A 14136-nucleotide genomic window follows, 5' to 3' on the forward strand; every position below is an offset into this window, starting at 1 on the left:
AGAGCCGGGACCCATTGCGCCTATGCGCCGCCTCATCGGGAACGCGGCGCGGCCATTTCCGCCGTCATTGCGAGCCTCCCGGTCGGCGCGAAGCGCCGCCGGATGACAGGCTCCGCGAAGCAATCCATAGCTCCGCAAGCGGAGGAATGGATTGCTTCGTCGCTTGCGCTCCTCGCAATGACGAGGAGAGAGCGTCGCGTCACACCGCCGGCTTCGGCAGCCCGTGAATCGCACAGGCCGCACGTAGCGTATTCACCAACAGGCACGCCACCGTCATCTGGCCGACGCCGCCCGGCACGGGCGTAATCGCACCGGCGACCTCGGCAACTTCCTTGAACGCGACATCGCCAACCAGCCGCATCTTGCCGTCAGCTAAAGGCAGGCGGTTGATGCCGACGTCGATCACGGTGGCGCCCGGCTTGATCCAGCCGGCGCGCACCATCTCGGGCTTGCCGACCGCGGCATAGACCAGATCGGCGCGGGCGCAGAGTTGCGCCAGATCCTTTGAGCGCGAATGCGCGACCGTCACGGTCGCATTTTCATTCAGCAGCAATTGCAGCAGCGGGCGGCCAACCAGGTTGGAGCGGCCGATGACGATCGCGTTCATGCCTTCCAGCGAGGCATGCACGCTCTTGGTCAGGATGATGCAACCGAGCGGCGTACACGGCGACAACGCGGCAAAGCCGCCGGCCAGCCGGCCGGCATTGTTGGGATGCAGCCCGTCGACATCCTTGGCGGGGTCGATCGCGTTGATGATGGTTTCGGTGTGAAGCGATTTCGGCAGCGGCAATTGCACGAGAATACCGTGCACGGCGGGATCGTGGTTGAGCTTTGCGATCAGCGCCAGGAGATCGGCCTGCGCGACGTCGGCGGGCAGTTTGTGCTCGAACGAGGCCATGCCGGCGGCCTGGGTCTGGGTGTGCTTGCTGCGGACATAGACCTCGCTGGCGGGGTCGTTGCCGACCAGCACCACCGCAAGGCCCGGTGTGACCTGATGCTCGCCTTTGACCCGCGCGACCTCTTCCGCGACACGGGCGCGAAGCTCCGCCGCAATGACCTTTCCGTCGACAATGCGTGCCGTCATCTCAATCCTTTGTCTTCGTCTTGACGCATGATCTTTTCGAAAAACCGGTTCTCACTTTGCGCTTCCGCGGCCCTCCGGGTCCGGATCATGCTTTGGCGGCGGCTACCTTTCGCAGCGTTTCGCCGAGAATTTTGGGATCGCCATCAACGGCGACCTGCTTGATGCGCGAGGTCATGCCCGACAAGATTTTCACCCTCGCCTTCGGGACGCCGAGCACCTTCGCCAGCAGTTCCGTGACCGCACGGTTGGCCTCGCCGCCGTCGGCGATGGCGCGGACGCGAACCTTCACCACCAAGCGGCCGTTGGCGAGCGTTTCAATGCCATCGATATCGTCGCGGCCGCCGCGCGGTGTCACCCGCAGCGCGACACTGATGCCGTCGGTGGAGTAGCGCCAGGGATCCATCAGGCATCCGTCAGCTATCAGTGCTCGCGGTCAGATGACGTTGGGATAGATGTAGTAGAGGATTACCCGCTGGACGAGCATGATGATCAGGATCAGGATGATCGGCGAGATGTCGAGCCCACCCAGGTTGGGCATGAACCGGCGGATCGGTGCCAGCGCCGGCTCGGTAATTCGGTACAGGAATTCAGCCACCGCCGCGACGAACCCGTTGCGCGTGTTCACGACATTGAAGGCGATCAGCCAGGACAGGATGGCCGCGGCGATCAAAAGCCAGACGTATAGGTCAAGGACAATGATGACGATGTCGAGGATAGCGCGCATGGGAGGGGGAGCTCGCGAGGAGGGACAAACAGCTAGATATCGGTTCATCCTCTCGCAAACAAGGGAAGTTCCCGGCAAAATCACGCCAAAATCGGTACTTTCACCGTTCTTGACTTGGCCTTGGGCCGGACTGTAAATGGCGCCGATTGTCGGCTGCTTCGGACGATGTCGAGGCGGTCGCGACGGGGCCATAGCTCAGCTGGGAGAGCGCGTCGTTCGCAATGACGAGGTCGGCGGTTCGATCCCGCCTGGCTCCACCAGCCTTCGCTCGCTTCGCGAACTTCGGCTGGGCAAGCCACACCGTGCCCTATCGTAGCGAAGCAAGCGAAGGCTGCCACGCCATAGCCCGCGCAGGGCGAAGGCGGGCCGACAGACCCGACCCCAATCCCCCTTCACTTCCCCGTAAACCGCGGCGGCCGCTTCTCCACAAAACTCGCTACCCCCTCCCGGAAATCGCTCCCCTTCAGCGCGATCTGCATTTCGCGGTTGGCATCGATGGTGGCTTCGGCGAGTGTCTGGAACGGCACGTCATAGAGCTGGCGCTTGATTACCGAAATCGCGCTGGGCGAGACGAAATCGGCGAGATCGAGCGCATAGGCATACGTCTGCTCGCGCAACTGGTCCGGCGGATAGATCCGGTTGACCAGCCCGATGCGCAAGGCTTCCTCGCTTGAGACCCGCCGCGCCGACATCAGCAGATCCAGCGCATTGGCGTGGCCGACGATGCGCGGCAGCATCCAGCTAATGCCGTGCTCGGCGATCAGCCCGCGGCGCGCAAACGAGGTGGTGAAGACGGTATTGTCGGCCGCAAAGCGCAGATCGCAATAGAGCGCGTGGACCAGGCCGATGCCGGCGGTAGCGCCGTTGAGCATGCCGATCACGGGCTTTGGGATGGCAGGATAATAGGCGTAGCGCGTCTGCCAGTCCGCCCGGCGGTTCATGTCGAAGGGCGGGATGTTCTCGCCGCGCCTGATCTCGCTGGGGTCGATGGCCTGCAACGCCTCCATGTCCGCACCTGCGCAGAAGGCGCGGCCGGCGCCGGTGAGCACGATGACGCGGACATCGTCATCGGCGCTGGCGGCCTCCATTGCATGGCGCACGTCGCGCTCCATGGTCGCGGTCCATGCGTTCATGCGGTCGGGGCGGTTGAGCGTGATGGTCGCGATCTTGTCGCTCACCTCGTAGAGAATATGCTGATAGGTCACCGCGGGTCTCCCTGTCATTCTTGTCATTGCCGTGCGGGCTCAGGAGCGCGATCCTATCACATCAGCAGTTTTTGAAAGACGTGCGGTGGCGCGGATGAAATTCCGCGCGGCGGCTATTCGGCCGCTTCCAGCAGAGCCGTGTGCGGCGCGCGCACGATCCAGCCTGCAATGAAATTCTTCAGCCACGCCCGTTCGACGACGTCGTGCACGGCGCGGCCTTCGAAGTGAAGGTGACGCGGCTGCGCGCCCGGCGAATCCATCCGCACGCATCCGCGCGTGGTCCAGCGATGCATCATGGCGTAGGTGACGTCGGGATGAAACTGGAAGCCGAACGCGTGGCCGTGCCGAAACGCCTGCACCGGAAAGTCATCGCCTTCGGCAAGCAGTTCGGCGCCGTCAGGCAGTTGAAACCCTTCGCCGTGCCAGTGGTAGACGAGCTCCGGCCAGTCCGAACAGAGCGCGTGACCGGCAGCGGTTGGGCGGATCGGATAGTAACCGACCTCGACCCTGCCTTCATGATGCGGCGCGACCGGCGCGCCCAATTGTTTGGCAAGCATCTGGGCCCCCAGGCAGATGCCGAGAAACGGCCGCCGCTCGCGCAAGGGAATTTCGATCCAGTCAATCTCGCGGCGGACATACTCGTCGGAGTCGTTGGCGCTCATCGGGCCGCCGAAGATGACCGCGCCGGCATGCTGGGCCAGTGTTTCAGGCAACGGGTCGCCGAACCGCGGACGCCTGATATCGAGGGGATAGCCGAGCGCGCGCAGCGCGTTGCCGACCCGGCCGGGCGTCGAGCTTTCCTGGTGGAGAACGATCAGAACCGGTGACAGGGATGCGGCGTCAGGCGCGGCCAGCGCCCCTCTGCCCGGAAAGGGCACGATGTTGTCGCCATTTTTGCTCGACCGGAACGACATCGACGTTGCTCAGGTGCCTCGAATCGAAACCATACCTAAGTGAGTGTTAATTTCGGGTGAGTTCACGCACACATACAAAAATGTAAGCAAACCGCGGGCCAGATGCGGTCAGCGCGCTGGCCCGCGGTGCGAACAGGCAAGAACACCGGAAAAACTCGGGGTTTCGTCAGCGCTGGCGGAGCTGGAAGCGGCCGATCGCTCCGAGGACAAAGGAGCGCGGAACCAGCCGGAGCAGGAACGGCACAATCTTGATGCCGAGGCCCGGCAACACTGCCCGTTTGTTCGCCATCAATCCGCTGTAGGCCTGCTGCGCGACATCGGCCGACGACATATTGAGGATCGACGAATCATAGCCGGGTCTAAATCCGGCGCGCGCCTGAAATTCCGAAGGCACGGGTCCCGGACACAACACCGTCACGCGCACGCCATGTGGCGCCAGTTCTGCGCGCATCGCTTCGGTGAACGACAGCACATAGGCCTTGGACGCGTAATAGACCGCCATTCCCGGCCCCGGCAGAAAGCCCGCGATCGAGCCGACGTTGAGAAGGCCGCCGCGATTTCGAATCAGGTGATCGGAAAACCGCAGTGACAGGTCGGTCAGCGCGCGGATATTGACAGCGATTATCTCAAGCTGGTTGGAGCGATCACGCTGGATTGCTCTGCCAAACACGCCAAATCCGGCGTTGTTGACGAGGTATTCAACCTCCATGCCGGAGGCGGTCAAGGCCTCGGCAATCCTGTCGCCGCAGTCGGGTTGCGCTAGGTCGCAGGGAATGACGATCGGCGCCGCGCCGCCGGCCGCCTTGATTTCCGCCGCCAACGCTTCCAGGCGATCCGCGCGCCGCGCCACCAGCGCCACGCGATGACCCCTCGATGCAAAAACGCGCGCCAGCTCGGTGCCTATGCCCGCCGATGCACCAGTAATCAGCGTCACACGCTCGGTCACGGTTGAATGCTCTTAAAAATCAAATCAGGGTTATGCCGCCAGCACGGGAACGAGAGCATAGGCGCGCGGTGTGGCGCAAGCCATCCCCCAAACATGGCGCCATGCCGGCCTGTGTGCTCCACACGCTGAAGTCCCTATGTTTTCAGGCTTATCGCGCACCGTCGCAGCCGGTTGCGGCGCACATCAAAGTTTCGTCATCTGCAATGATGCGTGGCTGCGCCGCGCATTGTCACATTGCTGCGTCTTCGGCCTTCGACGCGCCTGCGGACGAGACCGGCTGCCGCTCAGCCACCCGATGCTTGAGATCGATCCGGTCGCGCGAGGAAATGCCGAGCAGGTCAGCCGCGCGCCAGACGACGTTATCCTCGAACTCGCTCACCTGGCCGTCCGCGTATACCAGTTCCCACATCATCTCGATGATGCGAAGCCGGCCCTCTTCGTTCACCGAACGCATGATGACGCTGGTGAAACGATAGAGATCGACCGCATCGCCTTCCGCCCGCGTCGCCGACGCGATCAAATGATCCGCCGTCCCGGGATCGAGCTTGAAGCGGCTTTCGATCAAACTGTGCAATTTGCGCTTCTCGATCACGCTCGGCTCGCCGTCGAGCGAGACGACATGGACCAGTAGTGCAGTTGCCGCGAGAAGATACCCGGTATCGTCGAACGCGAAATCCTGATCCGCGTTGGGGGCGACGATGTCGGCAATGAATTGGCGCAGTCCGTCGAGCATCAATCTACCTGCAAAGTCTTGTAAAGCCTGTCGGTCGAATATGGGTTTAAAATCTGGCCTCCGCAATCAACGCCTGGCTGCGCGGGCAGATTAAATCGGCGTCACCTTTGAAGTGACCAAAACATCTGCATCGAAGATTTAGCAGTACCTGCAGGCAGTCACAGAGCCGTCGCTTATCGGTGAGTCAAAGCGCGCCGGCTGAGGTTCAAGAGCGCCACCGCCGAGTGCGTCGAAAGACAGGACATGTTCGCCAAGATCTGACCCGCGCGATTTGCCGCAGCCAGCAAGGCGTCATTCAATTGCAAATCATTCGCATTTGCATTAGAAAACGAACTCGTTGTTTCAATGAGTGATTTCTGGGGGAACGCGCATGACCCACTTCCGCTTTGCGCTCGGCGCCGCCGTTGTGCTCGGAGTCGCCTCGGGCGCCGCGCTTGCGGCAGGTGACCTGTCGCGACAGACGCCGATCGAGGTGACGGTCGATCTCGGCTCGCCCGGCAAACACGAATTCGCGCCGAAGCAACTCAAGTTCGAAACCGGCAAGCTCTACAAGCTGATCCTACGCAATTCGAGCAACGATCCGCACTACTTCACCTCGCACGCGTTCTCGCAGATGGTGTTCACGCGCAAGGCGCAGGTGACGCAGCAGCAGAACGGCAAGACCGTTACGCTCGCCGAATTCAAGGGCGCGATTCGCGAGATCGAGGTCTATCCGGGACAATCCGCCGAATGGTGGCTGGTGCCAATCGCCGCCGGCCGTGCCAGCGACCTGCGCTGCGACATCAAGACCAGCGACGGCAAGACCCACGCCGAACTCGGCATGACCGGTGAGATCGTGATCGAGTAGTATCGTTTAAGGTATCTCGTACACCATCACCTTGTCGGCGATGCCGCGCAGTGCCGCTTCCTTCTGGATCGGCCTGATCGCCTGTTTCGCCAGAATGGTGGCAACGCCCGGCGATTCGATCACAGGTCCTGTGATGTGGATCTCCTGCGAGGTCGACAGGTGCTGCACCCTTGAAGCGATGTTGACGGTCTGACCGAAATAGTCCTGTCGCTCGTTCAGCATGACCGCCAGGCACGGACCTTCGTGGATGCCGATCTTGATAATCAGGTCCTCCCGGCCGCGCTCGGCATTCAGCGTCGCCATTGCCGCCCGCATGCGCAGGCCCGCGACGATCGCATGTTCCGGCCTGATGAAGGTCGCCATCACGGCATCGCCGATCGTCTTCACGACCGCGCCCTTCTCCGATGCGATGATTTCGAGCAGCGCGTGGAAATGCGCCCGCACCAGGTCGAAAGCGGCGAGATCGCCGACCCGCTCATAGAGCGCGGTGGAGCCCTTGAGGTCCGTGAACAGGAAGGTCAGCGAGGTGATCTTGAGGCGCTGATCGACGTTGAGGTTATCCGCCTTGAAGACGTCGCGAAAAGTCTGGTTGGACAGCATCCGCTTGGCGGTCAGGATCGGCTTGCGTTTGCCGAGCAGCTCATGGAGCGTGTCGTTGGCGATCCAGACCGCGGGCAGCACCCGGTGGTCCGTCTGGTTTTCCAGCGACAGCCGTAGCGGTCCCGGCCGCATCACCGTCGAGCCCGTAGGCGGGTGCAGCTTGTTGAAGACGATCGAAAACTGTTGCCGCTCGCGGGTCGGTTCGCCCTGGACATCGAAGAAATGCGCCGAATGCGTCACCGGCTCGAACACGATCACGAACTGGTTGGGCAATTGCAGCGACAGCACTGCCTTTTCGCCCGCCGGCAACTCGATGGCTTCGAGCGAGACTTCATCGATGAGCCGCTTGATCGATTCCTCGCTCAGGTCCATCCCCGAGCTCCAGAACATCTGGCGGTTATATTCCCAGATCGGCAGCGTGTTGGGATCGTGTGCCGCAATGCGCCTGACGCGCGGGCTGACCGTGAAGGCGACCTCGACGCGGTCGTCGACCGACGCCTCGTAACCTTGGGCGCATAGCGCGCAATTGTAATCGTCGTGGCGGAGGGATTTCAGGGTGTTGTGCGCGCCGAGCACGCCACCGCAGCCGGGGCACAGCACATTCCAGGTGAGATCGAACAGCCCGAGCCGCGCCGAATGCAGGAAGGCCGAGATGACCTTTTCCTCGTCGAGCCCGTAGCGCGCGGAGAAATCCAACAGGTTGATGCGGTTGAGCTCGCGGTCCTCGCCCTTGGCGATCAGTTGCGTGATGGCGTCGACCACCGCGGGATCGGCGGTCTGCTTCAAGACTGCGAACTGGGCCTGGGTATCGCTCATGGTAATAACCTAGATGACGCTCCCGAAGCGACTGCGCAAGGTGCGCTTCCTTTTCTGACGCATTTTCTTCGCGTGATCCGGCAATCGGCCGATCAAAAAAAGACTACCGAGCCGTGATGGCAAACATCGGCGAACGGTCGGGCTGTGTCGTCACCACGCCGATCGGCATCACCGGATCCTTGTCGACCAGCGTGACTCGAAATGCGCCGATCATCTTCGCCAGCGCCAGCGTCGCCTCGACCAGCGCGAAATGCGCGCCGATGCAGACGCGGGCGCCGACGCCGAACGGCAGATAGGCGAAGCGGTCGGGCGGCGTTCCCGTCATGAAGCGGGACGGGATAAACGCGCTCGGATTGCGCCACAGTTTTTCGTGCCGATGCAGCAGCCACGGCGCGATCAGAATGACGTCCTTCTTCTTGACCGGCAGACCCGCGATGGTATCCGCCCCGATCGCCGCGCGGGCGATCAGGAACGCCGGTGGATAGAGCCGCATCGTTTCGTCGATCACCGCGCGCGTGAATTTCAGCCGCTCGATATCGGACGCGCCGTTGACGGCCGCGGTCTGTACTTCGCTCGCCACCTGCTCCTGCGTGGCAGGATCGAGCGCCAGGAGATAGAGCGCCCAGAACAGTGCGGTCGCCGTCGTCTCATGGCCGGCGAGAATCATGGTCGCGACCTGATCGCCGAGTTGTTCGTCGGAGAAGGCTTCGCCGGTTTCCGGATCGCGCGCATCGCCCATCAGGTCAAACAGATCGCGCGCCGGCGCGCCCTCCTGCTTGCCGGCAGCGCGGCGCTCGGCCATCAGCATGCCGATGAATGCAGTCCAGCGCTTGCGGAAGCGGCCGCGCGCAATGTCCTGCGGGCTTGGCCAGTTCAGCGGCAACAGCAAATCCAGAAAATGCGGGCGCGCCAGCCGCTCGCCATATTCCATCACGAAATCGCGCAAGGCGGCGCCATGGCGATCCATCCCGAACGAGAACATGGTGCGGCCGGCGATCTCGAGCGCCATCCGCTGCATCGCCTCGCGCAGGTCAACGTGTCCATTGCTGGCGCCTCTCAGCTTGGCGACTGTCTGGTCGGTCGCCGCCAGCATGTGCGGAATGAGCGGCATCACCGCGCGCGGCGTGAATGCCGGCGCCAACGTGCGGCGCTGATGCTTCCACGCGCGCCCTTCCGCGATCAAAAGGCCCTCGCCGAGAATTGGACGCAGCACCCGGATGCCGGCAGGCGTGCGCGTATAATTTTCGTAATTGTCGACCAGCACATGCTTGATCGCATCCGGCGCGTTGAGAATGAACGTGCTGCGTCCGAAGAAGCGGCCCTGGACGATATCTTCCTCATAGGCCCGCTGGCCCCAGCTACCGATCGGGCTTTCGCGGATCGCCTTCATCCGCCCGAACACTGTCATGTCGTCGGGCGCCCGCGGCGGGCTCGGCGGCACCAGCGGTGCGCGCGCGACCGTCATGTCGTAGGCTTCGGCTATGCTCATTGGCGCCACTCTCGTAGCCCGGACGAGCGACGCGATATCCGGGACCAACGCCCCGCATATCGCTTCGCTCATGCGGGCTACGGCTCCAACTATGTATTCGATCCGGGCGCCACAAAGGCGCATTTGTCAGGAAACAGCTAATAAGTCAGTTCGGCAACCGCAATCCGGTTCTCGGAGGCCGGCCACGCCCGCGCCACGATCCGCTCCTGGTTGAATAATGCCACCACGGGGCGGTTGACCTCCGCGTTGCTTGACAGCCTGGCCGAGCTCGCGGCGCTGGTCTTCGGTCGAGGAACGGTTCGGTTGTTCGAGCTTGTCATCGGAGCGTGATGGCCAGCAGGTTGTATCGGAGGTCGGACTTAGTTCGCTGAGCCCGGACTGCTTGCAATATCATTGCATCGCCCCAGAGGCATTCAGTCCGAAATTAACGCGCTCAGTCACTTATCAATAGGTAAGTCTGCGCCCGATTCAATCAGCCACCCACGTCGGCGGCTGAATTGAATTGCGGAAGCGGATCATGTCGCCACGACAAGCGGCTATTTCGCCGCTACGGTTGTGGGTTTTCCCTCCTCGCCGGCGAAGACTACCAGGACCTTAGCCGGAACATTGCCCTTATTGAAAAGCTGGTGCAGGTGATTGAGAGCCTCGATGTACGCTTCGCCGGCTTTGTATTGATGCGGCTGTCCGCCGTGACTCTGCAACTCTACCTCGCCCTCTAGGACGTACACGTAGGTCGGTACCGGGTGCTCATGCAATGGCGTGCGGCCGCCTGGCTCGATGATCCCAATAACGGAGATGATCTCTGGCTTGTCTGTCTTCGGATAGGCAATCGGCTGCTTGTCTCGAGTTTGACCCGTTTTCAGCAGCGGCTGGGTCTTGAACCCGGCCGGCAGCGCACTGTCCTGGGCACGTACTGTCGCGGCTGCGGCCACGAGCCAGATTGCGGCCAGCTTGCCAGCAGTTGAAACAAAACGCGTGGGCGTCATGGAATGTCCTCCTGGTTGCGAATGCGGCCCCCATGAGAGCAGACAGGATCATGCGCCAGGCTCGCAACGCCCGCAGCGGATAGCTGTTGTCGTCTTCTCCGAATGATTACGTCGCATCTGGTCGAGCCGCTGTTCGCGCGCGTCGCGGAACCGCTCAATTCCAATCGTCATGGCGTGTCCCGCTTTGGGGTCACATTCAATGATTAACTGGAATGATATCAACCCCAAGCACGCGTTCTATGCGCAATTTGCCGCGCATCGCGAAAGCGATGGCCATGAGCATCGTTCGGAGCCCGCTGGAACCTTATTGCAGGTCAGGGCCCGACACTGCCCTTGAGTCCTTCCGCCTTCTTTACTGCGAGCGCTTCCGTGGTGCGCTGGCTGATCAACCGGCGCTCCTTCTCTGCAGGGGCGGCGTAGAGCAAGAGATCGGCATCAGCGCCCAAGCACCAACCGCCGCGACAGCCGCATTCCGAAACCTTCCGTTGCTTTTCAATACCTTAGTTGTGCGATAGCACCGCCGATAGTGCTGCTTCGACTGGACAGGCCAGGGGTTTCGCAGGCATCACTTTACATTCGAATGGAATCAAGCCGGTGACAGAACGCCAACGGAACCGATCATGACCGACCAGCCGAAACGCTCGCGTCTTGCGACAGATGGCATCGCAGCGCCGTTGCGGCACGCGGTGTTCCGGCGCATCTGGCTCGCCAGCCTCGTTTCCAACCTGGGGATTTTGATCCAAGGCGTCGGCGCGGCCTGGGCGATGACGCAGATGACTGCTTCGGCCGACAAGGTCGCGCTGGTGCAGACCGCGCTGATGCTGCCGATCATGCTGATCTCGATGCCGGCCGGCGCCATCGCCGATATGCACGACCGCCGAATCGTCGCGCTGGTCTCGCTCGGCATCGCGCTTGTCGGCGCAACCGCGCTCACGGTGCTGGCGTGGCTCGGCCTCGTTACGCCGAATATCCTCCTGGCGCTGTGCTTCGTCGTCGGCAGCGGCATGGCGCTGTTCGGGCCGGCCTGGCAGGCCTCGGTGACCGAGCAGGTGCCGGCGGAGACGCTGCCGGCGGCGGTCGCACTCAACGGCATCAGCTACAACATTGCGCGCAGCTTCGGTCCGGCGATCGGCGGCATCGTAGTCGCCACATCAGGCGCCGTGGCGGCGTTTGCCGTCAATGCGGTGCTGTATCTGCCGCTGATGGTGGTGATGTTTCTGTGGAATCGCGCCAACGAGCCGTCGCGCCTGCCGCGCGAACGGCTCAACCGCGCCATGGTCTCCGGCGTGCGCTACATCACTAATTCGCCGTCGATCAAGATCGTGCTGACGCGCACGCTGGTCACCGGCATCATTGGCGGCTCGGTCTCGGCGCTGATGCCGCTGGTCGCCCGCGATCTCCTGCATGGCGGCGCGCAAACCTACGGCATCATGCTCGGGGCCTTCGGCATGGGCGCGGTGTTCGGCGCGCTGAATATCGGCGAGGTACGGCGGCGCATGAGCGGCGAGGCCGCAGTACGCGCCTGCGCGATATCGATGGCCGGCGCGATCGCGGCGGTCGCCCTGAGCACCAACGCGGTCCTGACGGCGATTGCGCTCGTGCTCGCTGGCGCGGTGTGGATGCTGGCGGTCGCCCTGTTCAATATCGGCGTGCAGCTCTCAGCGCCGCGCTGGGTTGCGGGCCGCTCGCTGGCGGCTTTCCAGGCGTCGATCGCCGGCGGCATTGCGGTCGGAAGCTGGGGCTGGGGACACCTCACCGACCTCGCCGGCGTGGAGATTGCGCTATTGGTTTCGGCTGGCCTGATGCTGATCTCGCCCCTGCTCGGCATCTGGCTGCGCATGCCGCCGGTCGGCGCGCGCAACGAGGATGCCACCGAACTGCTTGCCGATCCCGAGGTGCGGCTGTCGCTCACGGGGCGCAGCGGACCGCTGGTGGTCGAGATCGAATATCGCGTCGCGCAGGATAACGCGCGCGCGTTTCACAATGTGATGCAGGAAGTGCAGCTCAGCCGCCAGCGCAACGGCGCCTATGGCTGGTCGATCGCGCGCGACATCGGCGACCCCGAATTATGGACCGAGCGCTACCATTGCCCGACCTGGCTCGATTATCTGCGCCAGCGTAACCGTGCGACGCAGTCCGAGCGCGCCCTGCACCAGCGCGCGATCGACTTTCACCTCGGGCCGGAGCCGATCCGCGTCCGCCGCATGCTGGAGCGGCCGTTCGGCTCGGTCCGCTGGAAGGAAGATACCCCCGACCGCGCCGCCAACGAGGTCTTGCCGGTGGTCGCGACCGCAGCCGGCAGCAGCACCTGATCCATCGATAAGGGCGACGCGCCGCGGCCATTGGGCGCAGAAATGGCGCGGGAATAAATCAGCCCAACTTGATTCAGCGTACCGCCGACACCGCGCCACCGATTTCCTGCGACTAAAGTGCAAGACGTCGGTGCGCCGCCGAACGCGAACAGGTCCTGCTTCGCGCCTGCGAGATAGCAACGTTACCCTGCCAATTGAGCGATTCATAACGAGCCCGCGCACTTCCCGCTTGCCAAAATGCCGCGCAAGCCTTTGACTTGTCGTTGAGACAAACAAGCCTGCGGCGACAGCGGGCGACATCTCAACCGGGAGGAGCTCATGAGCAAGCGTAGCGATACAAAAACGACGCGGCGCCGTTTCCTGACGGCCGCGGCCGCCGGCGGTGCGGCGATTGCGATGCCACAAGTCAGCCGGGCGCAGACGGCGACCTTGAAGATGCAGGGCTCGTGGGGCAAGGCCGACGTCTTCAACGAGATGGCCGAAGATTATGTGAAGCGCGTCAACGAGATGGCGGGAGGCCGGCTGCGTATTGACTATCTGGTGGGCGGTTCGGTTGTGCATCCGTTCCAGGTATTCGACGGCGTGCATGGCGGCCAGATCGACGCGGCCCATACGGTGACCGTCTACTGGTACGGCAAGCACAAGGCCGCATCGCTGTTCGGCACCGGGCCGGTGTTCGGCTTTAATGCCAACGAGGGTCTTGGCTGGATTCACAACGGCGGTGGCAAGGAGCTGTTCGAAGAACTCCAGACCCAGATCATGAAGGTCAATATCAAGAGCTTCTTCGCAATGCCGATGCCGACCCAGCCGCTCGGCTGGTTCAAAAAGCCGATCACCAGTGATGCCGACCTGAAGGGGCTCAAGTACCGCACCGTGGGTCTGGCTGCCGACTTGTTCCAGGTGATGGGCGCCTCTGTCGCGCAGCTTCCGGGCGGCGAAATCGTGCCGGCCATGGAGCGCGGCGTGATCGATGGATTCGAGTTCAACAACCCGACATCGGACAGGCGCTTCGGCGCGCAGGACGTCGCCAAGAACTACATGTTAGGCAGCCACCATCAGGCGACGGAATATTTCGAGATCATGTTCAACCGCACGAAATACAATGCGCTGGCGGCCGAGCAGAAGGCGATCCTGCAGTATGCTGCAGAGGCAGTCTCCTCCGCCAACGAATGGAAGGGGATGGACTATTACTCCAAGGACCTGCAGGAGCTGATCAACAAGGACAAGGTCAACGTCCAGCGGACGCCGAAGTCCGTATTCGATGCGCAGATCAAGGCATGGGACGGCTTGATCGCCCAGCTCGGGTCGGATCCATTCATGAAGAAGGTGATGGACTCGCAGAAGGCATGGGTGCGCCGCGTGGTTTACTACAACATGACCAACGCGACGGATTATCGTGGCGCCTTCGAGCATCACTTCCCGGGTGTGCTCAAGGTCTGACGAGCTCGCAGCGCTTGATCGGCGGTACGAATAATGGGCG

At 62.7% G+C, this 14136-nt stretch carries 14 protein-coding genes and 1 tRNA gene; 4 read left to right on the top strand and 11 right to left on the bottom strand.

Annotated features, from left to right (window positions below):
- Window positions 1-199 precede the first annotated feature (199 nt).
- The 3 genes from folD to V1290_RS18195 form a co-directional block, all read right to left on the bottom strand.
- Window positions 200-1084, bottom strand: coding sequence for a bifunctional methylenetetrahydrofolate dehydrogenase/methenyltetrahydrofolate cyclohydrolase FolD (folD, locus tag V1290_RS18185; RefSeq protein WP_334365677.1), 885 nt, complete (start codon window positions 1082-1084; stop codon window positions 200-202).
- Window positions 1085-1169: 85 nt separating this feature from the next.
- A complete protein-coding gene (locus V1290_RS18190) occupies window positions 1170-1487 on the bottom strand; it encodes a DUF167 domain-containing protein (protein WP_334365678.1) in 318 nt (105 codons plus the stop codon).
- Between the two features lie 30 nt (window positions 1488-1517).
- Window positions 1518-1808: a YggT family protein gene (locus V1290_RS18195; protein ID WP_334365679.1), complete on the bottom strand. Its 291-nt coding sequence runs from the start codon at window positions 1806-1808 to the stop codon at window positions 1518-1520.
- 184 nt (window positions 1809-1992) lie between these two features.
- Here V1290_RS18195 and V1290_RS18200 point away from each other — a divergent pair.
- Window positions 1993-2068 (top strand) — tRNA-Ala (locus V1290_RS18200).
- Between the two features lie 132 nt (window positions 2069-2200).
- Here V1290_RS18200 and V1290_RS18205 read toward each other — a convergent pair.
- The 4 genes from V1290_RS18205 to V1290_RS18220 form a co-directional block, all read right to left on the bottom strand.
- Window positions 2201-3013, bottom strand: coding sequence for an enoyl-CoA hydratase (locus V1290_RS18205; protein WP_334365680.1), 813 nt, complete (start codon window positions 3011-3013; stop codon window positions 2201-2203).
- 113 nt (window positions 3014-3126) lie between these two features.
- Window positions 3127-3927 carry a glutamine amidotransferase gene (locus V1290_RS18210; protein WP_334365681.1) on the bottom strand — a complete coding sequence of 267 codons (801 nt, stop codon included), beginning with the start codon at window positions 3925-3927 and terminating at the stop codon, window positions 3127-3129.
- Window positions 3928-4093: 166 nt separating this feature from the next.
- Complete coding sequence (locus V1290_RS18215; protein WP_334365682.1) at window positions 4094-4873, bottom strand: SDR family NAD(P)-dependent oxidoreductase; 780 nt, start codon at window positions 4871-4873, stop codon at window positions 4094-4096.
- Between the two features lie 229 nt (window positions 4874-5102).
- Complete coding sequence (locus tag V1290_RS18220) at window positions 5103-5606, bottom strand: tellurite resistance TerB family protein (protein ID WP_334365683.1); 504 nt, start codon at window positions 5604-5606, stop codon at window positions 5103-5105.
- Between the two features lie 370 nt (window positions 5607-5976).
- Here V1290_RS18220 and V1290_RS18225 point away from each other — a divergent pair, with 370 nt between their 5' ends.
- Window positions 5977-6453 carry a hypothetical protein gene (locus tag V1290_RS18225; protein WP_334365685.1) on the top strand — a complete coding sequence of 159 codons (477 nt, stop codon included), beginning with the start codon at window positions 5977-5979 and terminating at the stop codon, window positions 6451-6453.
- A gap of 6 nt (window positions 6454-6459) precedes the next feature.
- Here V1290_RS18225 and V1290_RS18230 read toward each other — a convergent pair whose 3' ends face one another.
- The 4 genes from V1290_RS18230 to V1290_RS18250 form a co-directional block, all read right to left on the bottom strand.
- The gene (locus V1290_RS18230) at window positions 6460-7869 is read right to left on the bottom strand and encodes an adenylate/guanylate cyclase domain-containing protein (RefSeq protein ID WP_334365686.1); all 1410 of its coding nucleotides are present in this window, start codon (window positions 7867-7869) and stop codon (window positions 6460-6462) included.
- 103 nt (window positions 7870-7972) lie between these two features.
- Window positions 7973-9358 carry a cytochrome P450 gene (locus V1290_RS18235; protein WP_334365687.1) on the bottom strand — a complete coding sequence of 462 codons (1386 nt, stop codon included), beginning with the start codon at window positions 9356-9358 and terminating at the stop codon, window positions 7973-7975.
- 536 nt (window positions 9359-9894) lie between these two features.
- Entirely contained in the window at window positions 9895-10344 is a 450-nt protein-coding gene (locus V1290_RS18245; protein ID WP_334365688.1) for a cupin domain-containing protein, read from the bottom strand.
- Between the two features lie 314 nt (window positions 10345-10658).
- Complete coding sequence (locus tag V1290_RS18250; RefSeq protein WP_334365689.1) at window positions 10659-10790, bottom strand: hypothetical protein; 132 nt, start codon at window positions 10788-10790, stop codon at window positions 10659-10661.
- Between the two features lie 174 nt (window positions 10791-10964).
- Here V1290_RS18250 and V1290_RS18255 point away from each other — a divergent pair, with 174 nt between their 5' ends.
- Window positions 10965-12656, top strand: coding sequence for an MFS transporter (locus V1290_RS18255; RefSeq protein WP_334365690.1), 1692 nt, complete (start codon window positions 10965-10967; stop codon window positions 12654-12656).
- A gap of 318 nt (window positions 12657-12974) precedes the next feature.
- Window positions 12975-14096 (top strand): TRAP transporter substrate-binding protein, encoded by a 1122-nt coding sequence (locus tag V1290_RS18260; protein WP_334365691.1) that lies wholly within the window; start codon window positions 12975-12977, stop codon window positions 14094-14096.
- Window positions 14097-14136: the final 40 nt, after the last annotated feature.

Source organism: Bradyrhizobium sp. AZCC 1578 (assembly GCF_036924675.1).
Taxonomy (GTDB): Bacteria; Pseudomonadota; Alphaproteobacteria; order Rhizobiales; family Xanthobacteraceae; genus Bradyrhizobium.